Raw genomic sequence first — 25,303 nt, forward strand, 5'->3', positions numbered from 1 at the left:
ACCGCGGCCGCCCGCCAGGGAGACGACCGCACGGACCGGCACGGCGACGACCACCGCCCGGCACGAACACGACAGCGGGACCGCCCCGCACGGAGAGGGAAGACTGATGACGACATTCGAGATCTGCATCGACAGCGTCGAGGGGGCGATCGCCGCCGAGGCGGCCGGCGCCGATCGGGTGGAGCTGTGCTCCGCGCTCTTCGACGGCGGGCTGACCCCGAGCATCGGCACGATCGAGACGGCCCTACGCAGCGTGGACCGGATCCGGGTGCACGTCATCGTCCGGCCGCGCGCCGGCGACTTCATCTACTCCCCCGTCGAGATCGAGTCGATGGTGCGGGACGTGCAGGCGGCGGTGGCCGCGGGGGCGCACGGCGTGGTCATCGGCGCGCTCACTCCCGAGGGCGACGTGGACGTGCCCACCACCCGGAAGCTCATCGAGGCGGCGGGCGGCGCGAGCGTCACCTTCCACCGGGCCTTCGACATGGTCCGCGACCCGTACGAGGCGCTGGAGCAGCTCGTCGAACTCGGCGTGGACCGGGTGCTGACCTCCGGCCAGGAGGTGAGCGTGCTGGAGGGCGCGCCGCTCATCGCCGACCTGGTCCGCCGGGCCGGCGACCGCATCATCGTCATGCCCGGGGGCGGCATCACGCCGCGCAACATCGCCCGGATCATCGAGGCCACCGGCGCCCGGGAGTACCACTTCGCGGCACTGGTCACGTCGGACAGCCCGGCCGTCCACCGCAACCCGCGGCCGCTGATGGGCGGCACCCTGCACCGGCCCGAGTACGAGCGCTCCGGCACCTCGGCCGACCTGGTGGGCCAGGTGCTCGCCGCCGCCCGGGCCTGACCGCCCGGACACCGCAGACCAACACCCACCGGCCGCGTCCAGCGGCCCGGACACGATCCGGCGGGGAGGCGCCCCCGCCGGATCGTGCCGTTCAGGGGCCGGCGACGGCGGACGCGCCGCGGCGGGCGTCACCGTGACCGGCGGGATCGGCCGGCCGGGCGCCGCCCAGCGCCACCGTCCGGGCGTACCGGATCGCGCTGGGCGTGTCCGGAAAGACCAGGCCGTCACGGCGGAGCTGCCCGGCGACACCGAGCGCGGACAGCACCTGGTCGTGGCCGGGGGCGACGCCGGAGAGCAGCACGGTGATGCCCCGCCGCTGGAGCCGCAGGACGGCGTCGCCGAGGACCTGTGCGCCCGTCGCGTCGATGGTGGACACCCGCGACATCCGCAGGATGACCACCCGCACGTCGGCCACGTCGGAGAGCTGGAGCAGGAAGGTGTGCGCCGCGGCGAAGAACAGCGGGCCGTCCAGTCGGTACGCCACGATGTGGTCGGCGAGCAGCGCGTGCTCCTCGGCGCTGTGCTCGCCCCGGTCCAGGGGCACCCGCTCCAGGCGGGCCGTACGGGCCACCGCCCGCAGCGCGATGACGACGGCCACGCCGACCCCGACCGCGACGGCGGTGACCAGGTCGAGGGCCACGGTGACGGCGAACGTGAGCACGAGCACGAGAGCGTCACCGCGGGTCGCCCGCACGAGGGCCCGCAGCGAGCCCGCCTCGACCATCCGCACGGTGGTGGCGAGCAGGACGCCGGCCAGCGCGGCGAGCGGGATCCGGCCCACAAGCGGGGCGGCGACCAGCACGATCCCGGCGAGCGCCACGGCGTGCGTCAACGCGGCGAGCTTCGAGGACGCGCCGGCGCGCACGTTCACGGCCGTACGGGCGATGGCGGCGGTGGCCGGGATGCCGCCGAAGACCGGTGCGGCGAGGTTCGCGAGGCCCTGCCCGAACAGCTCCCGGTCGGGGTCGTGGCGTTCGCCGACGGTCATCCCGTCGGCCACCGTCGCGCTGAGCAGACTCTCCAGCGCGGCCAGCGCCGCCACCGCCAGCGCCGACGGCAGCAGCACGCCGACGGCGCCCGGGTCGAGGAAGCCCAGCGACGGGGCGGGCAGCCCGGCGGGGAGCGCGCCGATGCGGGCCAGGTCGACGGGGGCGAGTTCGGCCACGGCGGTGGCGGCGGCGACCGCGACGAGGGAGAACGGCCATCCGGGCCGCCAGCGGGCGCCGACGAGCATGACCGCGGCGACGGCGACCGCCATCGCGAGGGGAGCCGGGTGGGGGCGGGCCACGAACCGGGCCACCGCGTCGGCGGCGACGGCCCACACCCGCTCGCCGTGCGCGTCCGCCACGCCGAGCGCCGCCGGCACCTGTTGGAGCGCGATGACCACGGCGATGCCGGCGGTGAACCCCTCGATCACCGGTACGGGAAGGTAGCGGACGTACCGGCCGAGGCGGGCGACCGAAAGGACGATCAGCACGAGCCCGGCCATCGCGCCGACCATGAGCACACCGGTCGCGCCGAAGCGCTGCACGACCGGCACCAGCACCACGGTCATCGCTCCGGTGGGGCCCGAGACCTGGAGGTTGGAGCCACCGAAGACCGCGGCTACCGCGCCGGCGACCACGGCCGTGACCAGGCCGGCCTCGGCCCCGAGCCCGGACGTGACACCGAAGGCCAGCGCGAGTGGCAGGGCGACCACCGCCACGGTCAGTCCGGCGATCAGGTCGCGGCCGGGTGACCGGCGTACGGCTGCCCAGTCGGCACGCTGCGGCAGGAGGCCCAGGACGCGGTCGCGGATCGCCGCGGGGCTCACCGGGTGGATCCGTCGGTACGCAGCTCGTCGAGCAGGGCGTCCCGGTCGGTGAGGACGGCACCGAGGATGCGCCGGCCGGCGGCGAGCAGGTCGGCCACGTCCGGCGTGCTCAGCGCGTACATGACGAGGGGGCCGTCCCGCCAGGTGCTGACCATGCCGGCCCGGCGCAGCACGGCGAGCTGCTGGGAGAGGTTGGACGCCTCGACGTCGATGGCGGCCAGCAGGTCCCGTACGGGCTTCGGCCCGTCCTGGAGCAGTTCGAGCACCCGGATCCGCACCGGGTGCCCGAGCGTGCGGAACAGTTCCGCCTTGGCCTGGTACAGCGGTACCGACATCCCACCCCTCCCCCGAACAACCCTGAAGACTTTAGCACTTGCGAAAATCTTCAAGTCATGGGATCGCGGCACGGAACACCGGCGATCAGGCGGACGTTGCCCTCGGCGGCCCGGCACGACGGACGCGCGTGACGGTCAGCGGGGCGTGGAGGGGAACTCCTCGAAGTACGCCTCGACCCGCTCCGCCGTGGCCGGCCGGGCCAGGGCGAAGCCCTGCCCGTACCGGCAGCCGGCCCGCCGCGCCCCCTCGACCTGCGCCGGGGACTCCAGGTCCTCGGCCACCACCTCCACGCCGAGCCGGTCGCCGACGCTCACCACCACGTCGATGAGCGCGTCCTGCGTCTCCGTGGCCGAGTCGACCAGGCGACCGTTGACCTTGAGCAGGTCGATCGGCAGTCGCCGCAGGTGGGCCAGCGAGGCGTGCTCGGCCCGGAAGTCGTCCAGCGCCGTACGCACACCGAGCGAGCGCAGCCCGGCCAGCCGGGCCACCACGGTGGACAGGTCGGCGCCGATGCGCGGCTCGGCCACCTCCACCACGAGCCGGTCCGGCGGCACCCCGTACGCGGCCAGGATCGCGCCCGTCCGCTGCACGAAGTCCGGGATCGTCAGCTCTCCCGTGGTGACGTTCACGGCCATCCACAGTTGGCGGCCGTGCGCCGACCACTCCGCGAGCTGCCGGCACGCCCGGTCCAGCGCCCACCACTCCAGCTCGCCGACCACGTCCAGGTCCTCGGCGACGGGGAGCAGCTCGGCGGGGAGCACCGTGCCGAGCACGGGGCTGCGCCAGCGCAGCAGCGCCTCCGTGCCGACCGGCAGCCGGTCGACCAGCCCGAGCACCGGCTGGTACACCAGGTCCAGCTCACCGCGGGCGACCGCGCCGGGCAGTTCCCGCTCCAGGTCGAGCCGCCGCACCAGCTGCTCCTCCAGGAACGCGTCGTACCACTCGACCCGGTCCCGCCCGAGCTGGACGGCCCGCCGGCGGGCGAGGTCGGCCTGGCGGAGCACGTCCTCCGGTCCGGCCCCGGTGATCTCGGCGAGGCCGACGCTCGCCTGCACCCGCAGCACCGTCCCGCCCGTCCGGTAGGGCTGCGTGAGCGCGGCGAGCAACCGCTCGCCGAGCGCGTACGCCAGCACCGGCCCCGTCGGGGTGAGCACCGCGAACCCCGCGGCGCCCGTCGCGGCGAGCAGGTCGGACCGGCCGACCACCGCGCGCGCCCGGTGGACCGCCTCGGCCAGCAGGTCGTCCCGGAGCGCGGGCGGGACGGCCTCGGCGCCCGGCACGTGCAGCTCCACCACGAGCAGCGCACCGGCCGGTGCCGTGGCGACGGCCCGCAACAGCGCCGGCCGGTCGGAGGCGCCGGGCGGGGGCAGCGCGGTGACGTCCGCCGGAAGCGGCCCCGGCGCGCCGACGGCGCCCGCCGGCAGCGGCTCCGGCACACCGACGGCGCCCGCCGGAACCGGCCCGGGCGGCGGCGCCGGCGCGCCCACAGCGCCGTCCGGAACCGGGTCGGACGTCGTGGACGGCCCGGCCGGTGTCCGCGGCGGGGACGGCGGTCCGCTCGCCGGGCCCGGGTCCCCGCTCGGCAGTTCACCGGGCGCGGGGCGGACCAGTTCGCGGAGCAGGAGCGCCGGCACGGCGAGAACGCCGAGCAGCACGGTGGCGCGGTCGGTCGGCAGGCCCGCGCCGACGTGCCAACCGGCGGCGAGCAGCACGGCCAGCGCCGGGACGACCGCCCGGGGCCAGACCGGCGCCGCGCGACCGGGCGACGTCGGCGGCACGGCGCCCGCGGCGACGAGCAGCAGCCCGGTGACCAGCGGTGGTACGGCCACCAGCACGGCCGGACCCGGCCCGACGACGGCCAGCAGCACCAGCCCGAGCAGGGTGAGGGCCACCCCGCCCCGGCAGGTGGCCGCGCCCGGACGGTGGTGCGCTCCGGTCAACGCGGTGATCCCGACCGAACCGACCACACCGAGCAGGACCGCCACGGCCAACCGGGCCGGCGCCGGGACGGCCGGGCGCGTCAGCAGGAGCCAGCCGGTGAGGGCCAGGCCGACGGCGGGGCCGGTCGCCTCGGTGAGCCGGCGCAGGCGGGCGCGCAGCGGCGACCCGGAGCGGCCGGGAAGCCGGCGCAGCCCGAGGACGGCGAGGGCCCCGACCACGGCCGTACCGGCGACGACGACCGCCCGGCCTCGGGCCAGCGGCAGGACGGCAGCGGTCGACCCGGCCGCCAGGACGGCGCCGTCGAGCAGCACCACCGCGGCGCGGGTGGCGGGGCGGACGGCCAGCCGGGAGAGGCGTACCACGGCGAACGTGGCGGCCATCGAGGCGGCGAGGGCGACGGCGGCCACGGCCGGCAGGAGGTCCACGGCGGCGGCGAGGACGAGCAGCGCGACCACCACGAGCGCGGCGGCCTCCGGCGCCGTCCGGCGGCGCGCGAGGAGAGGGGCGGCGAGGAGCACGGCGGTCGCCTTCGTGAGGGGGCACGGGGGCGGTGCGGGACGAGCGAGTCCGCTGCCCAATGTCCTGGAACGAGCCGCGGGACCCGGCGGTTACGTCCGCTCCCCTGACAGTGACGTGCGTCACCACCCCGGCCCGGGATCCCTCCAGGCACCGCCCACCGCGCGGTGACCGGCGTACGTCCGACCGTCGTGGCGTGTCCGCCCGGCCGACGTCCGACGAGGTCGAGGTGGGATCATCGGAGGGTGAGTAAGACCGCCACCGTCCGCTTCCGGCACAACCAGGCTCTCCTGGCCGCGGCCATCATCGCGTTCATCGGTGCCCTGCCGCTGGCCAGCGCCCGGACGTACCTGCTGCCGGTGCTGCTCGTCCCGCTCGCCGTCGGCCTCTGGGCGTGGCGGGCCGGCACCGACGCGGACGCCCGGGAGCTGCGCCTGCGGGCGCTGGCCGGGCAGCGCCGGATCACCTGGGACCGGGTCGTCGAACTCGGCACCGACCCGCGCGGCCGGGCCGTGGCGCGGCTCGCCGACGGCGAACAGGTCGTCCTCCCGGCGGTACGCGGCGCCGACCTGCCCCGGCTCGTCTCGGCGACTGGCCAGACGCTTCCCGGGGCGGCCGGCTGACACGGCACGCCCGGACGGCGTGACCGGGCCGCTCAGTAGCCGTCGACCACCGAGTTGATCAGCGGTTCGCCGGCCGCGAACCGTCGCACCTGGTCCCCCACGAGGCGGTAGGCCCGCGGCAGCAGACCGCGCACCGAGCCGGCGACGTGCGGGGTGATGAGCACGTTCGGCATCCCCCACAGCGGATGGTCGGCGGGCAGCGGCTCCGGGTCGGTGACGTCCAGCGCGGCGCTGATACGCCCGGTGGCGAGTTCGGCGACCAGGTCCTCGGTGCGTACGACGGGGCCCCGGGCGGCGTTGACCAGCAGCGCGTTGTCCCGCATGGCGGCCAGGAACCGACCGTCGACCAGGCCACGGGTCTGGTCGGTGAGCGGCACCAGCAGCACCACCACGTCGGCCTCCGGCAGCAGCCGGGGCAGCTCGTCCACGCCGTGCACCCCCTGTTCGGGGCGGGCGGTGCGGGCCACCAGGGTGAAGCTCACGTCGAACGGGGCGAGCCGGTCGCGTACCGCGGTGCCGATCGAGCCGGCCCCCACGATCAGCACCCGCTTGCCGCTCAGCTCGTCGGTCGGGGCCACCCCGTCGTACGCCCACTCCCGGCGGGCCTGCGCCGCCGCGAAGGCGGGGAACGCGCGCAGCTTCGCGAGGATCGCCGTGACGACCCACTCGGCGGTGGACGGGTCGTGCACGCCACGGGCGTCGCAGAGCGTCACGCCGTCGGGGATCCGCCCCACCCAGGCGTCGGCCCCGGCGGAGAGCAGCTGCACGACCTCCAGGTCGGGCAGCTCGCGCAGGAGGGCCGCGCTGTCCGAGGTGGCGAGGAACGGCGGCACCCAGAACCGGACGTCCGCCACCTCGGAGGGGAGCTTGTCGGGCTGTTCGGCGACTTCGACGGTGACCTCCGTGGGCAGCTCACCCAGGAGCGCCAGTCCCGCCTCGTGCGGAATCCATACCTTCACGCCCGCCGACGATAGCCGTCGCCGTGGGCGCCCCGGCCGGCGCACACCCCGTCCGGGCCGCACACACCGGTCCCGCACCCGCGCCGGACGCCCGCACACCGAGCCCCGGACGGCCCGGCGGGATACCCTGGGCCGGGTGAGCGCCCGACCCCCGTACACCCGCGTCCGCCGCGCCCGTGGGGCCCTCGCGGCGTCCTGCGCGGCACTGCTGCTGGCGGCCACCGGATGCAGTTTCGGCGAGCCGGACCCCGACCCGGCGGGCGAGCCGCCGAACTTCCCCACCCCGTCGGTCTCCGCCAGCCCCGGCGGCGCCAACCAGCAGGTGGTCACCACCGTGCTGGCCAAGGGACTGCGGGTGCCGTGGGCCATCGGCTTCCTGCCCGACGGCGGAGCCCTGGTCACCGAACGGGACAGCGGCCGGATCCTCAAGGTCGGCCCGGAGTCGGGGCCCGACGGGTTGCGGGTCAGCGTGGTGCAGACCATCCCCGACGTGGCGGCCTCGGGCGAGGGTGGGCTGCTGGGCCTCGCCGTCTCCCCGGACTACCAGCGGGACCGGACGATCTTCGTCTACTACACGACCGAGCGGGACAACCGGATCGCCCGGCTGCGGCTCGGCGGCGCACCGACCCCCATCCTCACCGGCATCCCGAAGGCGGGGATCCACAACGGGGGTGGGCTGGGCTTCGGCCCGGACGGGCAGCTCTACGCGAGCACCGGTGACGCCGGTGAGCGTCCCCACGCGCAGGACGTGAAGAGCCTCGGCGGCAAGATCCTGCGGATCACCCGGGACGGCAAGCCGGCGGCGGGCAACCCGTTCCCCGGCTCCCCCGTCTGGTCGCTGGGACACCGCAACGTGCAGGGCTTCGCCTGGGACACGGCCAAGCGGATGTACGCCGTGGAGTTCGGCCAGAACACCTGGGACGAGATCAACCAGATCGTCAAGGGCAAGAACTACGGCTGGCCCGAGGTGGAGGGCCGCGGCGACGACAAGCGCTACGTGAACCCGATCACCCAGTGGCCGACCTCCGACGCCTCCTGCTCGGGGTTGGCCGCCGTGGACCGGCTCCTGGTCACCGCCTGCCTGCGGGGCGAACGACTCTGGGTGGTCGAGCTGACCGACGACGGCGGCGTCCTCGGCCAGCCCCGCGAACTGCTCACGAACCGGTACGGCCGGCTGCGGGCGGTGGCCGCGGCGCCCGACGGATCCCTCTGGGTCACCACGTCGAACCACGACGGGCGGGGGAACCCGGCGCCCGAGGACGACCGCATTCTCCGCCTGGTCTTCGCCGACGGCGGCGCGGGCCGGAGCTGACCCGGAAGGTCACCATCGCATGGACGGGCAGCAGAACGAGCAGAACGCTGCCGGCGGGACGACGCCGGCCGGCCGTCGCCGCTGGCCGCTGCGTCGTGGCGCCGTACCACCCGGATGGCGCGGCCCGCTGCGCATGGCCGGGGTGACGGTGGCCGTGCTGGCGGTCACCCTGGCCGGGGTGGTCCTCGGCGTACTCGGCGGCGGCCGGGTCGACACCGACATCGGCCCGTTCCAGGCGACCCTCACCCTCTCCCCCGACACCGACGGGGGGACCCGGGTGGACATCCCGCCGCTGGGTGCCCTGCTGCTCGACAGCCACGACGGGCCGACCCGGCTGACCGTCCGGCTCGGGGCGCTGGACCAGACGCGCACCGAGGCGCTCATCGACGACCCGGCGAGCATCCAGCGCGCCAGTGTCTCCGCCGTGGAGGACGTCCGGTCCGGCGTGATGCGGCTCGGGCTGCGTACCGTCGCGTGCGCGGTGCTGGCGACCCTGCTGCTGGCCGCACTGGTGTTCCGGAACGTCCGCCGCACCGCGGTGGCCGGCGGGCTGGCGCTGGCGGTCACCGCGGGCAGCCTGGGGACGGCGGCCGCGACGCTGCGCCCGCAGGCGATCGAGGAGCCGCGGTACGAGGGGCTGCTGGTCAACGCGCCGGCCATCGTGGGCGACGCGCGGCGGATCGCCAACGACTACACCCGGTACGCCGAGCAGCTCGAACGGCTGGTCGGCAACGTCAGCAAGCTCTACACCACCGTGTCGGGGCTGCCGGTGTTCGAGCCGGCGCCCGACACCACGCGGGTGCTGCACGTCTCGGACATGCACCTCAACCCGACCGGGTGGCAGCTCATCCGCACGGTGGTGGAGCAGTTCGACATCGACGTGGTGATCGACACGGGCGACATCACCGACTGGGGCAGCGAGCCGGAGGCGTCGTACGTCGGCTCGATCGGCCTGCTGCGCAAGCCGTACGTCTACATCCGCGGCAACCACGACTCGGCCCGCACCGCGGCGGCGGTGGCCCGGCAGCCCAACGCGATCGTGTTGAACAACTCGACCACCACGGTCGCCGGCCTGACCATCGCCGGCATCGGCGACCCGCGCTTCACGCCGGACAAGAACACCTCCCCGGCCGGCAGCGGTCTCACCCCGCAGGTGGCCGACCAGGTCATCGGCACCGGCGAACAGCTCGCCGAGACGATCCGCCGGTCACCCCGGCCGGTGGACATCGCGCTGGTGCACGATCCCGCCTCGGCGGGGCCGCTCTCCGGCACCTGCCCGCTGGTGCTGGCCGGGCACACCCACGCCCGCCAGGTCTCCAAACTGCCCCAGCAGCCGGGGCAGCCGACGACCCAGCTCATGGTGGAGGGCTCCACCGGCGGCGCCGGCCTGCGCGGGCTGGAGGGCGAGGAACCCACCCCGCTGTCGATGAGCGTCCTCTACTTCGACAAGGACAAGCTGCTGCAGGCGTACGACGACATCACCGTCGGCGGCACCGGCGAGGCCCAGGTGAACCTGGAGCGGCACGTGATCCGCGACCCGAAGGCCGGCGACCAGGTGCCCGTCACCCCGACCCCGACCCGGGGCGGGCCGGTCTCGCCCGCCCCGAACGGCAGCCCGACGGCGACGCCGAGCCCCACGGGCTGAAGGCAGCCGCGCCGGGCCCCACGGGCCGGCGCCGCGCCCGACGGGCCGCGGCGTCGGCGCCGAGCCCGACGGGTCAGCGCAGCGACAGGGCCGCCAGGGCGGCGTTCACGATGCTGCCAGGGAGCAGGTCGTGCAGCTCGTACAGCTCGGCGACACTGCCGGACTGGCCGAACTCGTCGACGCCGAGCGGCACGGCCGGCACGCCGAGCGCGGAGCCCAGCCACGCCATCGCGTGCGAGGCGGCGTCGTGCACGGTGACCACCGGCGCCCGGTCGTCGAAGGCCGACCGGAGCGCGCCGGGCACGCTCGGCACGGTCGCCGTGCGTACGCCCTGGCGCAGGGTGCGCTGCCACGCCCGGTAGATCCGGTCGAGGCTCGTCACGTCGACCACGTGCGCGGCCACGCCCTCCTCGGCCAGTTCCGCCGCGGCGGCCAGCACCTCGGGCAGCACCGCCCCGGACGCCGCCAGTTGCACCACGGGCGCGTCCGCGAGGTGCGGGTACGCCTGGTGGGCGTCGACCAGCCGGTACGCCCCGGCGACCACCTGCCGGCGCAGCACCGCGTCGCCGAGCCGGGCCCGCGCCGCCTCGAACGGCGCCTGGTCCAGCGGGCGGGTGCTGAGCCGGAAGTAGTACGCCCCGTCCTCGGCCGGCGCCGCCGTCACCGACGGGGCCGCCCCGGACGCGATCTGGGCGAGGGCGTCGCAGAGCAACCAGTCCAGGGTGACCGCGTACGCCGGCTCGACGAACGTCACCCCCGGCAGCTCCAGCCCCACGGAGGCGGTGATGGTCGACTGGTGGGCGCCGCCCTCCGGGGCGAGGGTGACGCCGGACGGGGTGCCGGCGACCACGAACCGGGAGCCGGAGTACGTCCCGTAGAGGAACGCGTCGAGGCCGCGCAGCACGAACGGGTCGTAGACCGTGCCGACCGGCAGCAACGGCTGGCCCGACAGGTCCCAGGCCAGACCGAGCTGACCCAGCAGCAGGAACAGGTTCATCTCCGAGATGCCCAGCTCGATGTGCTGCCCGGCCGGGCTCTCGGTCCACCGCAGCATCCGGTCCTCGGTCCAGGAGCGCCGCGCGGTCGGTGCGAACACCCCGGTCTTGTTGATGAACCCGGCGAGGTTCGTGGAGGTGGCCACGTCCGGTGCGGTGGTGACCAGGTAGCGGCCGACCTCCGGGTGGCGGGCGAGGTCCACGAGGACCCGGCCGAAGACCTCCTGTGTGGAGATCGGCTTGTTGGCGCGTACGTTCGTGGTCTCCGGGACGGTGACCCCCAGCGCACGCTCGCGGGGCCGGCGGGACAGCGCCTCCCGGCGCTCGCCGGCCCGGATGCCGGCCGGCGACGCCGGGTCGAGCCGGTCCCACTCGGTCTCCGGAGTGAGGCCGTGCGCGGCGCGCAGCGCGGCGATCTGCTCCGTGGTCAGCAGCGCCGAGTGGTTGCGCGGGTTGCCGGCGATCGGCAGGCCCCAGCCCTTCACCGTGTACGCGAAGACGACGCTGGGCCGGTCGGTGACCGCGTCGCACTGTGCGTACGCGTCGAGCAGCGCCGCCAGGTCGTGCCCGCCCAGGTCGGTGACGAGGGGACCCAGTTCGTCGTCCGGGATGTCGGCGACGAACGCGGCGACGGCCTCCGGCGCGCCGTCGAGGAACCGCTTGCGCAGCTCCGGCCCGGAGAGCCCGAACAGCGACTGGTACTGCTCGTTCGGCATCACGTCGATCCAGTCGCGGAGCGCGGCGCCGCCCGGCCGCCCGTACGCTGCGGCGAGCCGGCGCCCGTACTTCACCTCGACGACGTGCCAGCCGGCCGCCTCGAACTGGCCCCGCCACTGGTTGATCCGCACCCCGGGGACCACCCGGTCCAGCGACTGCCGGTTGAAGTCGACAAGCCACATCACGTTGCCGAGCCCTGTGGTGGCCGGGTCGGCGACGGCCTCCCAGACGTTCCCCTCGTCCAGCTCGGCGTCACCGATCAGCGCGACGAACCGGGACCGGGGCCGGGGGCCGAAGTGCGCGTCCACGTACCGGCGGGTGGCGGCGGCGAAGAGCGGCGCGGCCGCGCCGAGCCCCACCGAGCCGGTGGAGAAGTCCACGCCGTCCGGGTCCTTGGTGCGCGACGGGTACGACTGGAGGCCGCCCCGCGCCCGGAGCCGGGTCAGGTAGGAGCGGTCCAGGTTGCCGAGCAGGTACTGGATGGCGTGGTAGACCGGGGAGGCGTGCGGCTTCACAGCCACCCGGTCCTCGGCGTCGAGGTGCGCGAACCAGAGCGCGGTCATCGCCGTGACCAGTGAGGCGCTCGACGCCTGGTGGCCGCCCACCTTCACCCCGTCGCCGGTGTCCCGGTCGTGGTTGGCCGAGTCCACGATCCGGGTGGCGAGCCACAGCACCCGCCGCTGGATCTCGTCGAGGACGTCGAGGTCGTGCTGGTTCACGATGGCTCCATCCGGGCGTCGCCGTTGACGCCCTGCCGAGGGGTGCGCGGGTCTCGCGCGTACTGCGGGGTAGGCGGGAGGGGCCGCCGCCGGGTCACGACGTCGGCCCCTCCGCGGGTGGTTCAGCCCTGGACGCCGAGGCGCTCCAGGATCAGCTCGCGGACGCTCTTCGCGTCGGCCTGGCCGCGGGTGCTCTTCATGACGGCGCCGACCAGCGCGCCGGCCGCCGCGACCTTGCCGCTGCGGACCTTCTCGGCGATGTCCGGGTTGGCGGCGATCGCCTCGTCCACCGCGGCGGTGAGCGCGCCGGTGTCCGACACGACCTCCAGGTTCCGGTTCGTCATGACCTCGGTCGGCGAGCCCTCGCCGGCCACCACGCCCTCGAGCACGGTCCGGGCCAGCTTGTCGGTGAGCTTTCCGGCGTCCACCAGCCTCTGCAGCTCGGCCACCTGCGCCGGGGTCGCCCCGATGTCGGCCAGCTCCACGCCCGTCTCGTTGGCCCGGCGGGACAGCTCACCGAGCCACCACTTCCGGGCGGCGGCCGGGCTCGCGCCCGCGGCAACGGTCGCCTCGATCAGCTCGACCGCGCCGGCGTTGACCACCGACTGCATGTCCAGGTCGGACAGGCCCCACTCCTGCTGGAGCCGCCTGCGACGCAGCCGCGGCAGCTCCGGCAGCGCCGCCTTCAGCTCGGCCACCCAGGCGGGGTCCGGCGCGAGCGGCACCAGGTCCGGCTCCGGGAAGTACCGGTAGTCGGTGGCCGTCTCCTTCGAGCGGCCCGGGGTGGTGTCGCCGGTGTCCTCGTGGAAGTGCCGGGTCTCCTGCGTGATCCGGCCGCCCGCGTCGAGCACCGACGCCTGGCGCAGCATCTCCGAGCGGACAGCCCGCTCCACCGACCGCAGCGAGTTGACGTTCTTCGTCTCGGTCCGGGTGCCCCACTCCTCGCCGGGGAGGTTCAGCGACGTGTTCACGTCGCAGCGCAGCGACCCCTCCTCCATCCGGACGTCGGAGACACCCAGCGAGCGGATCACGTCCCGCAGCTCGGTCACGTACGCGCGGGCGACCTCGGGCGCGAGCGCCCCGGCGCCGGGGATCGGCTTGGTGACGATCTCGACGAGCGGGATGCCGGCCCGGTTGTAGTCCACCAGCGACTCGGTCGCACCGTGGATGCGCCCCGTGGCACCGCCCACGTGCAGCGTCTTGCCGGTGTCCTCCTCCAGGTGCACCCGCTCGATGCCGATCCGCACCGTCTCGCCGTTCACCTCGACGTCCAGGTAGCCGTCGACGCAGAGCGGCTCGTCGTACTGGCTGATCTGGAAGTTCTTCGGCATGTCCGGGTAGAAGTAGTTCTTCCGGGCGAACCGGCACCACTGGGCGATCGAGCAGTTCAGCGCGAGGCCGATCCGGATGGTCGCCTCGACGGCCGCCTTGTTCGCCACCGGCAGCGAGCCGGGCAGGCCGAGGCAGACCGGGCAGACCCGGGTGTTCGGCTCGCCGCCGAAGTCGGTCGGGCAGCCGCAGAACATCTTCGTCCGGGTGCCCAGCTCGACGTGGGTCTCCAGGCCGATCACCGGTTCGTAGCGCGCGACGACGTCGTCGTACGAGGGCAGTGTCGTGGTCATCGGAGCTCCTGCCTCACAGTGCCGGTGGGGTGAACGTGCCGACGGCGCTCTCCAGCGCGGCGGCGACCCGGTACATCCGGTCGTCGGCCATCGTCGGGGCCATGACCTGGAGCCCGACCGGGAGCCCGTCGGAGAGCCCGCACGGCACGGAGATGCCGGGCCCGCCGTACAGGTTCGTCGGGATGGTGAACAGGTCGGCCAGGTACATCTGGTACGGGTCGGAGGTGCGCGCGCCGATCGGGAACGCCACGAACGGCGTCGTCGGCGAGATCAGCGCGTCCACCTGCGCGAACGCCGCCGTGAAGTCCCGGCTGATGAGCGTACGCACCTTCTGGGCCTGCCCGTAGTAGGCGTCGTAGTAGCCCGACGACAGCGCGTACGTCCCGATCATGATGCGGCGCTTGACCTCCGGGCCGAAGCCGGCCTCGCGGGTCAGCGACATGACCTCTTCCAGCGACCGGTTCCCGTCGTCGCCGACCCGCAGGCCGAACCGGACGCCGTCGAACCGGGCCAGGTTGGAGGAGCACTCACTCGGCGCGATGAGGTAGTACGCCGGCAGCGCGTACGTGAAGTGCGGACAGGACACCTCGACGATCTCCGCGCCGAGCTTGGTGAGCGCGTCGACCGCCTCCCGGAACACGGCCAGCACGCCCGGCTCGGCGCCCTCGCCGGCGAACTCGGTCACGATGCCGAGCCGCACGCCGGTCAGGTCGCCGGTGGCGCCGAGCTTCGCGGCGGCCACCACGTCCGGCACGGGCTGCGGGATCGAGGTCGAGTCGCGGGGGTCGTGCCCGCCGATCGCCTCGTGCAGCAGCGCGGCGTCCAGCACCGTCCGGGCGCAGGGGCCGGGCGTGTCCAGCGACGAGGAGAAGGCGACCAGCCCGTAGCGGGAGGTGCCGCCGTACGTCGGCTTCGCACCGACGGTGCCGGTCACGGCGCCCGGCTGGCGGATCGAGCCGCCGGTGTCCGAGCCGATGGCCAGCGGCGCCTCGTACGCGGCCAGCGCCGCCGCGCTGCCGCCGCCCGAGCCGCCCGGGATCCGGTCCAGGTCCCACGGGTTGCGGGTCGGCCCGTACGCCGAGTACTCGGTGGAGGAGCCCATGGCGAACTCGTCCATGTTCGTCTTGCCGAGCATCACCGTGCCGGCGGCGCGCAGCCGCTCGACGATCGTCGCGTCGTACGGCGGACGCCAGCCCTCCAGGATCTTCGACCCGACGGTGGTCGGCACGCCCTTCGTGGTGAGCACGTCCTTCACGGCGACCGGCACGCCCGCGAGGGGGCCGAGCGCCTCACCGGCCGCACGACGCTCGTCGACGGCGCGGGCGGCGGCCAGCGCGCCCTCGGCGTCGACGTGCAGGAACGCGTGCACCCGGTCGTCGACCGCCGCGATCCGGTCGAGGTGGGCCTGGGTGACCTCGACGGCGGAGGCCTCCCCGCCGGCCACCAGGGCGGCGATCTCCGCCGCGGTCTTCGTGGTCAGGTCGCTCATGCCGCCGCCTCGCTCCGCTCGGCGTCGCCACGAGGCTCCACCGCGCCATACCCGATGATTCGCTCGCTGCGCTCGCTCATGCCGCCGCCTCGCTCCGCTCGGCGTCGCCACGAGGCTCCACCGCGCCATACCCGATGATTCGCTCGCTGCGCTCGCTCATGCCGCCGCCTCGCTCCGCTCTCCGGCCTCGTGCCGGGCGCTGATGATGCTGGTCCGCCCGCTCACGACGCCAGGTCCTCGTTCAGGATCCGGGGGACGCGGAACCGCTGCTGCTCGGCGTCGGGCGCGCCCGACAGCGCCTCCTCGGGGGTCAGGCACGGCGTCTCGACGTCCTCCCGGAGGACGTTCGTGAGCGGCACCGAGTGCGAGGTCGGCGGGATGTCCGCGGCGGCGACCTTGCCGACCTGGGCGACCGCCTGGAGGATCACGTCGAGCTGGCCGGCGAACGTGTCCAGCTCCTCCTCGGTGACGGCGAGCCGCGACAGGCGCGCGAGGTGCGCGACCTCCTCGCGGGAGATGGCGGCCATCGGTGCCCCCTTCGTGACGGTCCTCGTGTCCGGCCGGTGTGCCGACCGCGCGTCGGATCCGGAGTGACGCGCGGTGACCGGAGCGAGTCTATTGTTCCGCGCCGGCGCGGCGCCCCCGACTCCCCCTCCGCCCCGCGGCGCGTTCCGAACCGTCAGCGGGTGTGCCGACGGCCGGTGTCCGGGCCGGGGCCTCCGGTGGGGCGGACGGGACGGTACCGGGCCAGCCACGCCACCAGTTCCTCCGCCGGCATCGGCCGCGCGTAGAACCAGCCCTGGGCGGCGTCGCAGCCCGCCGCGTACAGCATCCGCCAGGTCCGTTCGTCCTCCACGCCCTCGGCGACCACCCGCAGGCCGAGCGCGCCCGCCAACTCGATCATGGAACGGACGATCGCCGCGTCGTCGGCGTCGTCCGCCATCCCGAGGACGAAGCTGCGGTCCACCTTGACCTCGGAGAGCGGCAGCCGGCGGAGGTGCTGCAACGAGGAGTACCCGGTCCCGAAGTCATCCAGGGCGATGGCCACCCCGATGCGGTGCAGCCGCGAGATGGTGGCGAGCACCCGCCGGGGGTCGGCCATGAGGGCCCCCTCGGTGATCTCCAGTTGCAGCCGTTCCGGCGGTACGCCGTACCGCGCCAGCCGGTCCGCGATCTGGTCGGCGATCTCCCCGGTGTGCAGGTCGCGGACGCTCACGTTGAGGGCCGCCCGCAGCCCGATGCCGGCGGCCGACCACTTGGCGAGCTGCTCCACGACGTCGTCGACCACCCGCCGGGTGAGCAGCCGCATCACCGCGCTCTGCTCGGCGACCCGGATCAGCTCCTCGGGATCGACCATCCCCCGCCGCGGGTGCCGCCAGCGCAGCAGCGCCTCGACGCCCACCACCTCGCCCGTGGCGATGGCGATCTGCGGCTGGTAGTACATGGTGATCTCGCCGACGTCGACGGCCGGATCGGCGTCCACGTCCCGCGCGGCGGACCGGTCCCGCGTCCGGCGGAAGCCCCCGGGCCGGTCGGCCGGCTGCTCGCCGCCGCCGGCCACACGGGCAGGCCGGTCGGGAACGGCGGTCGCGCGGGCCGACCGGTCGGGAACGGCGGTCGCGCCGGCCGACCGGTCGGCCGGCGCGTCGGTCTCCCGCGCCACCCGCTCGTCGGGGCCGGGCGCCACGCCGGCGCCAGTCGGGGCGGCCGGGGCACGCCCGTTCGCCGTCCTGCGCCCGACGACCGGACCACGGTCGACCACGGCCGGGACGGAGCGGCCGGCGCGGCCACGGATCGGGTCGGCGCCGCTCACGATCCGGCTGATCAGTTCGTCGTCGGGCATCACCTCGCGGCGGCTCCCGCGACGGCGCGACCACCACCGCCCGACGGGTCCGCCCGCCACGCCGGAGGCGCGGGCCGTGCCGGCGGCGCCGGAGGCGCGGGCCGCCCCGTCACCGGGTCCGCCGAGAGCCGCGCCGTCGCCGGATTCGCGGAGGGCCGCGCCATTGCCGCTCTCGCCGGGGAACGCGCCGTCGCCAGGGGCGGCGAGGGGCGCGCCGTTGCCACGTTCGGGCAGGGCCGGACCGTCGCCGGGGGCGGCGAGGGCCGCCCCGTCCCCGCCGCGTGCCCCACCCGCAGCGATGTCCGGCTCCCCCGCCTCAGCTCGGGCGGCGCCCGGCGGGAGGTGGTCGTCGACGGTGGCGCCGGCTTCGAGCACCCGGCGCAGATCGGCCAGGAGGCCGAGCCGCTCGGCCGAGTTGTGGTCGGACTCGGCCGTGTAGACGGCCACCGTGTCGTTGCGGTGCTTGGCGTCGTACATGGCGACGTCCGCGTGGCGCATCAGGGTGGCGAAGTCCTCGCCGTGCTCCGGGAAGAGCGCGATGCCGATCGACCCGCCCACGTCCAGGGGCAGGCCGTCCAGCGGCACCGGCTCGGCGAGCGTACGGACCACGCGGTCGGCCAGCTCACGCGCCTCGTCGACGTCGGTCAGGCCGGTCATCACGATGGCGAACTCGTCCCCGCCGAGGCGGGCCACCATGTCGCGGCCGTCGACCAGCGCGGTGAGCCGGTGGCTGACCTCCACCAGGAGCCGGTCCCCCACCGCGTGGCCGAGCGCGTCGTTGACGTTCTTGAACCGGTCCAGGTCGATGAGCAGCAGCGCGAGGTGTCCGTCGGGCTCGCCCCGGGCGGACCGTTCGGCGTGCAGGTGCACCTGCTCGGCGACCTCGGCGAGCAGCGCCTTGCGGTTGGGCAGGCCGGTGAGCGGATCCAGGGACGCCAACTGCTGCTGCTCGACGCTGAGCCGCGCCATCCGGTAGACGGCGAACAACGGCACCAGCACGAGCGGGATCAGCGCGGCGCTGGCGCGGGCCGCGGCGATCAGCACCGGGGCGAGCAGGAGCAGCGACCCGGTGGAGAGCAGCTCGAAGCCGAGCCCCTGCCGGAAGGTCGGCCACCACCGGTCACCGAAACGCAGCCGTACGGCGGCGCTGACCAGCACGTAGTTGACCAGGAACCAGACGACCGTGGCGCCGCCGACGGCCAGCACGTCCGCCCCGTGCAGGGTGCCGCCGGAGAAGACGGTGCCCGGGCCGAGCCGGGTGATCCCGTACGCGGCGGCGAGGGCGCAGGCGTACTGGCCGACGTTGAACGCCGTCCGCCAGGCGGCGTGGCGCAGCCGCCAGCCGGAGACGACGACGGCCACCGCCTGCACGGCCACGGCCGGGCCCAGCCCCCAGCCGAGCAGGATCGCGAAGGTGAAGCAGGTGGACGGGAAGACGGCCGAGGACTGGCGCCGGCCCGGCGGCACGAAGGGGCGGGCGTCGCACACGACGGCGAGCGCCGCCATCGTCCAGAACGCCACCGGCAGCCGTGGCAGCTGATCCGGCAGCGTCGCCAGTGGACCGGCGGCGACGAGCACCGCCAGGGCCAGGACGGTGGCGATGAAGGCGCTGAACGGCGCCACCCGGCCCGGCGGGACGACGTTGCGCGGGTCGGCGACCTCCATCACACCTCCCGGACAACGGTCGGCGTGCGCGTTCACACGCCGTGCACCAATGAAACGCCCTCGGTGCCGGCTTTCCCGGTATGACAGTCACGAATCGGTCGTAGTCGTAATTAACTTGGTATACGCGCCCAGCCCTCCCACACGGGGCCCGCCGGACCTCAGCTCTCGACGCGGGCCACCTCGCGGGCGGCGTCGGGCCCGGCGTCGAGCAGCACGCGGAAGCCGTCCTCGTCGAGGACCGGCACCTTGAGACTGGCCGCCTTGTCGGCCTTGGAGCCCGGGTTCTCGCCCACGACCACGAACGTCGTCTTCTTCGAGACGGAACCGCTGACCTTGCCGCCCCGGCTCTGCACCGCCTCGGCCGCCTGGTCCCGGGAGAACCCGGCCAGGGTGCCGGTGACCACGACCGTGACCCCGTCCAGCGGCCGGGGGCCCTCGTCACCCGCCTCCTCGGCCATGCGTACGCCGGCCTCGGCCCACTTGCGGACCACCTCGCGGTGCCAGTCCACGGCGAACCACTCGCGGATGCTGGCCGCGATGGTCGGGCCGACCCCGTCGACCGAGGACAGCTCCTCCTCGCTGGCCTTGTCGATGGCCTCGATGGAGCGGAAGTGCCGGGCGAGTGCCTGGGCGGCGGTCGGGCCGACGTGCCGGATCGAGAGGGCCACGAGGACGCGCCAGAGGTCGCGCTCCTTGGCGACGGCCAGGTTGTCCAGCAGCTTGACGGCGTTGCTGCCCAGGCTGCCGTCCTTGTTCACGAAGAACGGGGACCGGGACAGCTGCTCGGCGTCGAGCTGGAAGAGGTCGCCCTCGTCCCGGATGATCTCCGCGTCGAGCAGGGCCGCCGCGCCCTTGTAGCCCAGCACCTCGATGTCGAACGCGCCCCGACCGGCGAGGTGGAAGACCCGCTCGCGCAGCTGGGCGGGGCAGCTGCGGGTGTTGGGGCAGCGGATGTCGACGTCGCCCTCCTTGGCGGGGGCGAGCGGGGTGCCGCAGGCGGGGCACGTGGTCGGCATGACGAAGGGCCGGGCGTCGGCGGGGCGCAGGTCGACCACCGGACCGAGCACCTCGGGGATGACGTCGCCGGCCTTGCGGATGACCACCGTGTCGCCGATCAGCACGCCCTTGCGCTCGACCTCCCGGGCGTTGTGCAGCGTGGCCAGGGCGACCGTGGAGCCGGCCACCCGGACCGGTTCGAGCACGGCGAACGGGGTGACCCGCCCCGTCCGCCCGACGTTGACGTCGATGTCGAGCAGCTTGGTGGTCACCTCCTCCGGCGGGTACTTGAAGGCGATGGCCCAGCGGGGCGCGCGGCTCGTGGAGCCGAGGCGGCCCTGGATCGAGACCGGGTCGACCTTGACCACCACGCCGTCGATCTCGTGCTCGACGTCGTGCCGGTGCTCGGCGTAGTAGGCGATGTACTCGGCGACGCCGGCCAGGTCGGGCACGACCCGCCAACGGTCGCTGGTCGGCAGACCCCACGCCTTCAGCGCCGCGTACGACTCGGACTGCGCCGCCGGCTGGAACCCGCGCCGCGCGCCGATGCCGTGCACCACGAGCCGCAGCGGACGCGACGCCGTGATCCGCGGGTCCTTCTGGCGGAGGCTGCCGGCGGCGGCGTTGCGCGGGTTGGCGAACGGGGCCTTGCCCTGCTCGACGAGGCCGGCGTTGAGGTCGGCGAACGCGGCCACCGGGAAGTAGATCTCGCCCCGCACCTCCAGGAACTCCGGCACGTCGGGGAACTCGTCGGAGGGGGTGAGCCGGGCCGGCACGTCCCGGATGCTGCGCACGTTGGCGGTGACGTCCTCCCCGGTGCGCCCGTCGCCACGGGTCGCGGCCCGCACGAGCCGGCCCTTCTCGTAGGTCAGGTTGATGGCCAGGCCGTCGACCTTCAGCTCGCACAGGTAGGGAACGGGCCCGCCGGCGTCGCGCTCGACCCGCTCCGCCCAGGCGGCCAGCTCCTCGTCGGCGAACGCGTTGTCGAGCGAGAGCATCCGCTCCGCGTGCTGCACGGGCGTGAACTCGGTGGAGAACGTGCCGCCGACCCGCTGGGTGGGCGAGTCGGGCGTCCGCAGGGCCGGGAACTCCTCCTCCAGCGCCTCCAACTCGCGCAGCAGCTTGTCGAACTCGGCGTCGGAGATGGTCGGCGCGTCGAGCACGTAGTAGCGGTACTGGTGTTCGGTGAGCTCCTGGCTCAGCGTCGCGTGCCGCTCCCGCGCCTCCGGGGTCGGCTCGGCGCCCGCCGCCGCCTCCTGGGCGGGGCTGACCTCCTGGGGTACCGCTTCCTCCGACACCGCTGTCGACCTCCCGTGATCGTGCTACTCCCGCACCGTAGCGGGCGGGGGTGACAAGCGTCCCGCGCACCCGCCTGACCTGCGTCGCCGCACCAGCATGCGCCCTGTCGGCCGGTACGACCACCCGCCCGTGCCGGCGGGTCGGCGGAACGTCGCGTCGAGCCGGTGCCGGGCGCCCGGTCAGTCGTGGCGGGCGCCGAGGGCGGTGAGCTGGTCGGCGTACTCGATCCGGTCGGACCACCCGTCCGGCCACGCGGACATGCCGTACGCGGCGCCGAGGAAGGCGCCCGCGAGGGCCGCGATGGAGTCGGAGTCGCCGGCCGTGGTGGCGCCGCGGGCCAGCGCGCCGACCGGGTCGTCGGCGTGCCACAGCGCGCAGAGCAGCGCGGTGGCCAGCGCCTCCTCGGCGATCCAGCCCTCACCGGTGAGCCGGCACGGGTCGCCGGCGTCGTCCGGCCCGGCCAGCGCCGCGTCGAGGCGGCCGAGGGCGTCGAGGCACTCGTCCCAGCCCCGGGCGATGAAGTCCTCGGGGCTCGTCGCGCCGGGACGCTGCCACAGGTCGCCCAGCCAGTCGCCCCGGTAGGTGGTGCGCTGCTCGCGGGCCCGGTCGGTGAGCAGCCCGGGCAGGTCGGCCAGGGCCGCGCCGTCGCGCAGGAGCCGGACGGCGTACGCGGTCAGCTCGCTGGCCGCCAGGCCCGTCGGGTGCCCGTGGGTCAGACCCGCCTGGAGCTGGGCCAGCCCGGCGAGCGTGTCGAGGTCGACGTCGAGCAGCCCGACCGGGGTGACCCGCATGTTGGCACCGCAGCCCTTCGAGCCGGCGACCGTCGCCTCCTGCCAACGGGTGCCCCGGGCCAGCTCGGCGCAGGCCCGCAGGCAGGTCACCCCCGGCGCGCGGTCGTTGTCGGGGCTGACCGACCACTCGACGAAGCGCCGGCGCAGCAGTGGCTCGACCGCCCCGGGTGTGTGGTCGGGCGCGTCGCGCAGCGCCCAGGCGACGGCCAGCGCCATCTGCGTGTCGTCGGTGACCAGCGCCGGGTCGCCCGCCAGCTCCCGCGGACCGGCCGGGCCGTACCGCCCGACGATCTCGGCGACGGTGAGGAACTCGGTCGGTTTGCCCAGGGCGTCACCGTAGGCGAGGCCGAAGAGGGAACCGGAGGCACGGCGTGGCGAGGGGTCGGTCACGGCCCCGATCATGCCGGCCCGGCGCACACCACGCCACGCCGCCCGGGTCGGTCCACCACACCCCGGGCGGGCGCACCACGCCGCGCCGGCCGGCGCGCGCCTCGGCCGCCGGGCCGGTCGGCGGAGCCCGCGTCAGTCCCAGCAGAGGCAGAACGGATGGCCGGCCGGGTCGGCGTAGACCCGGAAGCCGTCCCCCTCACCGGGCAGCCGGCGCGCGCCGAGGGCCAGCGCCGCCTTCTCCGCGGCCTCGATGTCGTCCACCGTCACGTCGATGTGGAACTGCTGGGGCCGCTCCGGGTCGGGCCAGTCGGGAGCACGCAGGTCGGGCGCCTTCTGGAAGGCGAGTCGCGGCAGGTGCCCGGGCGGGCCTCCCAGCACCACCCAGTCGTCACCGTCGGAGTTGTCCTCGATCAGCGGGAGGCCGAGCAGCTCCGCGTAGAAGCCGGCGAGCCCGCGTGGATCGGGGCAGTCGATCACCACAGAACGCAGCTGTCCAATCATGCCGGTCATCGTGCCCCCGACGTACGACAGGAAACCTCACTCCTCGGCGAGCCGCCGCCCGGCGTCGCGGCACGCCGCCAGCACGGCCCGGGCGTACTCCGGGGTGGCCCCGGCCAGGCCGCAGGCCGGGGTGACCACGACCTGCTCGGCCAGCCGGGCGCGGGGGAAGCTGAGGCGGTCCCACAGCGTGCGTACCCGGTCGGCCACCTCGGCGGACGTCGGTGCGCGACCGGCCGACGGCGGCCGGGTGGGCGCGGCGCCGGCGAGCAGCCCCAGCCCGGCGTCGAGCACCTCGCCGAGCGGGTCCAGGTCGGTGACGAGCGACAGGTCGAGGGCGACACCGACGGCGCCGGTGGAGCGGATCAACTGCACCGGGACGTCCGGCGCGCAGCAGTGCACCACCGTCGGCACGCCGACCCCCTCGACCAGCGAGCGGAGCAGGGTCGCCACGGTCCCGGACTCCGCGGCCGGGTACGTGCCGAGCCCACTCTCGGTGGGCACGCGCCCGGCGAGCACGGCCGGCAGCGACGGCTCGTCGAGTTGCAGCAGCACCGTCGCCCGGGGCAGCCGCCGGACGACGGCCGCCACGTGGTCGCGCAGCCCCTCGGCGAGGGAGCCGACCAGGTCCCGCACGGCGCCCGGGTCGCGCAGCACCCGGCCGCCGATCGGCAGCTCCAGGGCGGCGGCCAGGGTGAACGGGCCGCCGGCCTGCACCTTGACCGGGCCCGCGTACCCCTCGGCCTGCTCGGCGAGCTGGTCGAGGTCGCGCTCCATGAGGTCCCGGGCCCGGCGCAGGTCGCGCCCCGGGCGGGGCGCGATCCGCCAGCGGGCCGCGTACAGCTCGACGGGGAGCTCGACCAGCAGACCGGCGGTGCGCCCGATCAGGTCGGCGCCCGGACCACGGGCGGGAAGCTCCGGCAGGTGGGGCAGGGCGGGAAGCTCACCGAGGACGATCCGCTGCGCCTCGGCGATGTCGGTGCCGGGCAGCGACCCGATGCCGGTCGCCGCGCCGGCCGGCCACGGCCACGCCTGATCTGTCACGGCCGAAGGGTATCCGGTACGCCGGGCGGCCGCGCCTCAGGCGGTGATCGTGGCGGAGCCGAGCACCACGTCACCGGCCGGGTCCGGCCGGTAGGCGACGATCGCCTGGCCGGCGGCCACGCCCCGCACCGGCCGGCGCAGCTCGGCGTGCAGCGCGTCCCCGTCGATGACGACGGTGGCGGGCACCACGTCGCCGTGCGCGCGCAGCTGCACCTCGCACTCGACCGGCCCGTCCGGCCGCGGACCGCCGGTCCACACCGGTCGCTCGCCCCGGACGCGGGACACCTCCAGCGCCTCGGCCGGCCCGACGGTCACGGTGTTGGTCTTCGGGGTGATGGAGAGCACGTACCGGGGCCGGCCGTCCGGTGCCGGGCGGTCCAGGTGCAGGCCCCGCCGCTGGCCGACCGTGTAGGCGTACGCGCCGCTGTGGCTGCCCACCACCGCGCCGGTGGTCGCGTCGACCACCGCCCCGGGCTGCTCACCGAGCCGCTGGGCGAGGAAGCCGCGGGTGTCGCCGTCGGCGATGAAGCAGATGTCGTGCGAGTCGGGCTTGTCGGCCACCGCCAGGCCGCGCCGGGCGGCCTCGGCCCGGACCTGTGCCTTCGTCGAGTCGCCGAGGGGGAAGATCGACCGGTCCAGCTGCTCGCGGGTCAGCACCGCGAGGACGTACGACTGGTCCTTGGCCACGTCGACGCTGCGCCGCAGCAGGCCGTCGGGGCCGAGCCGGGCGTGGTGGCCGGTGACCACGGCGTCGAAGCCCAGGGCCACGGCGCGGTCGAGCACCGCCGCGAACTTGATCTTCTCGTTGCAGCGCAGGCAGGGATTCGGGGTACGACCGGCCGCGTACTCGGCGACGAAGTCGTCCACCACGTCGGCGTGGAAGCGGTCGGCCATGTCCCAGACGTAGAACGGGATGCCGATGACGTCGGCCGCACGGCGGGCGTCGCGGGAGTCCTCGAGTGTGCAGCAGCCGCGCGCGCCCGTGCGGTACGTCTGCGGGTTGCGCGCCAGCGCGAGGTGCACCCCGGTCACGTCGTGGCCGGCGTCGACCGCCCGCGCCGCCGCGACCGCCGAGTCCACCCCCCCGGACATCGCCGCCAACACCCTCACGACCCGCTCCCTTCCGCCCCTCAACCCTAACCACCCCCACCCCGTACCCCCACGCCCCCGCTCCCTCCTCCGCGATCTTGCACTTCCTGCCCCGGCAAAGGCCGCGAAAGGGGCATACGAGGGGCACAAA

The 25,303-nt window shown here is 75.1% G+C and carries 18 protein-coding genes; 4 read left to right on the forward strand and 14 right to left on the reverse strand.

Features of this window, described 5'->3' with window-relative positions; all coding sequences use genetic code 11:
• Positions 1-106 precede the first annotated feature (106 nt).
• Complete coding sequence (locus D7I43_RS12255) at positions 107-850, forward strand: copper homeostasis protein CutC (protein WP_120328581.1); 744 nt, start codon at positions 107-109, stop codon at positions 848-850.
• Between the two features lie 91 nt (positions 851-941).
• Here the strand turns inward: D7I43_RS12255 and D7I43_RS12260 are convergent, their stop codons facing one another.
• The 3 genes from D7I43_RS12260 to D7I43_RS12270 all read right to left on the reverse strand — a co-directional run bounded on the left by D7I43_RS12260 (position 942) and on the right by D7I43_RS12270 (position 5,458).
• Positions 942-2,663 carry a SulP family inorganic anion transporter gene (locus D7I43_RS12260; RefSeq protein WP_240032922.1) on the reverse strand — a complete coding sequence of 574 codons (1,722 nt, stop codon included), beginning with the start codon at positions 2,661-2,663 and terminating at the stop codon, positions 942-944.
• Positions 2,660-2,998 carry an ArsR/SmtB family transcription factor gene (locus tag D7I43_RS12265; protein ID WP_120328583.1) on the reverse strand — a complete coding sequence of 113 codons (339 nt, stop codon included), beginning with the start codon at positions 2,996-2,998 and terminating at the stop codon, positions 2,660-2,662. Before D7I43_RS12265 ends, D7I43_RS12260 begins: the two co-directional genes overlap by 4 nt.
• A 135-nt stretch (positions 2,999-3,133) precedes the next feature.
• A complete protein-coding gene (locus tag D7I43_RS12270; protein ID WP_240032923.1) occupies positions 3,134-5,458 on the reverse strand; it encodes an EAL domain-containing protein in 2,325 nt (774 codons plus the stop codon).
• A 243-nt stretch (positions 5,459-5,701) separates the two neighbouring features.
• Here D7I43_RS12270 and D7I43_RS12275 point away from each other — a divergent pair, with 243 nt between their 5' ends.
• Positions 5,702-6,079, forward strand: a complete 378-nt coding sequence (locus D7I43_RS12275; RefSeq protein ID WP_120328584.1) for a PH domain-containing protein — start codon at positions 5,702-5,704, stop codon at positions 6,077-6,079.
• Positions 6,080-6,111: 32 nt separating this feature from the next.
• Here D7I43_RS12275 and D7I43_RS12280 read toward each other — a convergent pair whose 3' ends face one another.
• Positions 6,112-7,038 carry a 2-hydroxyacid dehydrogenase gene (locus D7I43_RS12280; protein ID WP_120328585.1) on the reverse strand — a complete coding sequence of 309 codons (927 nt, stop codon included), beginning with the start codon at positions 7,036-7,038 and terminating at the stop codon, positions 6,112-6,114.
• A 136-nt stretch (positions 7,039-7,174) separates the two neighbouring features.
• On the opposite strand from D7I43_RS12280, the gene D7I43_RS12285 reads away from it, so the two are divergent.
• Entirely contained in the window at positions 7,175-8,350 is a 1,176-nt protein-coding gene (locus D7I43_RS12285) for a PQQ-dependent sugar dehydrogenase (RefSeq protein WP_120328586.1), read from the forward strand.
• A gap of 19 nt (positions 8,351-8,369) precedes the next feature.
• Positions 8,370-9,995, forward strand: a complete 1,626-nt coding sequence (locus D7I43_RS12290; protein ID WP_120328587.1) for a metallophosphoesterase — start codon at positions 8,370-8,372, stop codon at positions 9,993-9,995.
• Between the two features lie 73 nt (positions 9,996-10,068).
• On the opposite strand, the gene D7I43_RS12295 is transcribed toward D7I43_RS12290, so the two are convergent.
• The 10 genes from D7I43_RS12295 to mnmA form a co-directional block, all read right to left on the reverse strand.
• Positions 10,069-12,426 (reverse strand): transketolase-like TK C-terminal-containing protein, encoded by a 2,358-nt coding sequence (locus D7I43_RS12295; protein ID WP_120328588.1) that lies wholly within the window; start codon positions 12,424-12,426, stop codon positions 10,069-10,071.
• Positions 12,427-12,548: 122 nt separating this feature from the next.
• Positions 12,549-14,048, reverse strand: a complete 1,500-nt coding sequence (gene gatB / locus D7I43_RS12300) for an Asp-tRNA(Asn)/Glu-tRNA(Gln) amidotransferase subunit GatB (RefSeq protein ID WP_120328589.1) — start codon at positions 14,046-14,048, stop codon at positions 12,549-12,551.
• A gap of 13 nt (positions 14,049-14,061) precedes the next feature.
• Entirely contained in the window at positions 14,062-15,537 is a 1,476-nt protein-coding gene (gene gatA, locus D7I43_RS12305) for an Asp-tRNA(Asn)/Glu-tRNA(Gln) amidotransferase subunit GatA (RefSeq protein WP_120328590.1), read from the reverse strand.
• A gap of 221 nt (positions 15,538-15,758) precedes the next feature.
• Positions 15,759-16,064: an Asp-tRNA(Asn)/Glu-tRNA(Gln) amidotransferase subunit GatC gene (gene gatC / locus D7I43_RS12310; RefSeq protein ID WP_120328591.1), complete on the reverse strand. Its 306-nt coding sequence runs from the start codon at positions 16,062-16,064 to the stop codon at positions 15,759-15,761.
• A 152-nt stretch (positions 16,065-16,216) separates the two neighbouring features.
• The gene (locus D7I43_RS12315; protein WP_120328592.1) at positions 16,217-19,045 is read right to left on the reverse strand and encodes an EAL domain-containing protein; all 2,829 of its coding nucleotides are present in this window, start codon (positions 19,043-19,045) and stop codon (positions 16,217-16,219) included.
• 158 nt (positions 19,046-19,203) lie between these two features.
• Positions 19,204-21,339 carry an NAD-dependent DNA ligase LigA gene (gene ligA, locus D7I43_RS12320; RefSeq protein WP_120328593.1) on the reverse strand — a complete coding sequence of 712 codons (2,136 nt, stop codon included), beginning with the start codon at positions 21,337-21,339 and terminating at the stop codon, positions 19,204-19,206.
• Between the two features lie 180 nt (positions 21,340-21,519).
• The gene (locus D7I43_RS12325) at positions 21,520-22,533 is read right to left on the reverse strand and encodes an ADP-ribosylglycohydrolase family protein (RefSeq protein WP_120328657.1); all 1,014 of its coding nucleotides are present in this window, start codon (positions 22,531-22,533) and stop codon (positions 21,520-21,522) included.
• Positions 22,534-22,653: 120 nt separating this feature from the next.
• Positions 22,654-23,022, reverse strand: coding sequence for a VOC family protein (locus D7I43_RS12330; RefSeq protein ID WP_192902127.1), 369 nt, complete (start codon positions 23,020-23,022; stop codon positions 22,654-22,656).
• Positions 23,023-23,058: 36 nt separating this feature from the next.
• The gene (locus tag D7I43_RS12335; RefSeq protein ID WP_120328595.1) at positions 23,059-24,063 is read right to left on the reverse strand and encodes a methionine synthase; all 1,005 of its coding nucleotides are present in this window, start codon (positions 24,061-24,063) and stop codon (positions 23,059-23,061) included.
• A gap of 36 nt (positions 24,064-24,099) precedes the next feature.
• Positions 24,100-25,173: a tRNA 2-thiouridine(34) synthase MnmA gene (gene mnmA, locus D7I43_RS12340; protein ID WP_120328596.1), complete on the reverse strand. Its 1,074-nt coding sequence runs from the start codon at positions 25,171-25,173 to the stop codon at positions 24,100-24,102.
• Positions 25,174-25,303: the final 130 nt, after the last annotated feature.

It is taken from the genome of Micromonospora globbae, assembly GCF_003610785.1.
Classification (GTDB): domain Bacteria; phylum Actinomycetota; class Actinomycetes; order Mycobacteriales; family Micromonosporaceae; genus Micromonospora; species Micromonospora globbae.

Coding starts and splice junctions, on each gene's coding strand:
- gatC (WP_120328591.1), bottom strand. CDS start 16,064: ATGGCCGCCATCTCCCGCGAGGAGGTCGCGCACCTCGCGCGCCTGTCG.
- D7I43_RS12315 (WP_120328592.1), bottom strand. CDS start 19,045: ATGGAGGTCGCCGACCCGCGCAACGTCGTCCCGCCGGGCCGGGTGGCG.
- D7I43_RS12325 (WP_120328657.1), bottom strand. CDS start 22,533: ATGATCGGGGCCGTGACCGACCCCTCGCCACGCCGTGCCTCCGGTTCC.
- gatA (WP_120328590.1), bottom strand. CDS start 15,537: ATGAGCGACCTGACCACGAAGACCGCGGCGGAGATCGCCGCCCTGGTG.
- D7I43_RS12265 (WP_120328583.1), bottom strand. CDS start 2,998: ATGTCGGTACCGCTGTACCAGGCCAAGGCGGAACTGTTCCGCACGCTC.
- D7I43_RS12330 (WP_192902127.1), bottom strand. CDS start 23,022: ATGATTGGACAGCTGCGTTCTGTGGTGATCGACTGCCCCGATCCACGC.
- gatB (WP_120328589.1), bottom strand. CDS start 14,048: ATGACCACGACACTGCCCTCGTACGACGACGTCGTCGCGCGCTACGAA.
- D7I43_RS12290 (WP_120328587.1), top strand. CDS start 8,370: ATGGACGGGCAGCAGAACGAGCAGAACGCTGCCGGCGGGACGACGCCG.
- D7I43_RS12255 (WP_120328581.1), top strand. CDS start 107: ATGACGACATTCGAGATCTGCATCGACAGCGTCGAGGGGGCGATCGCC.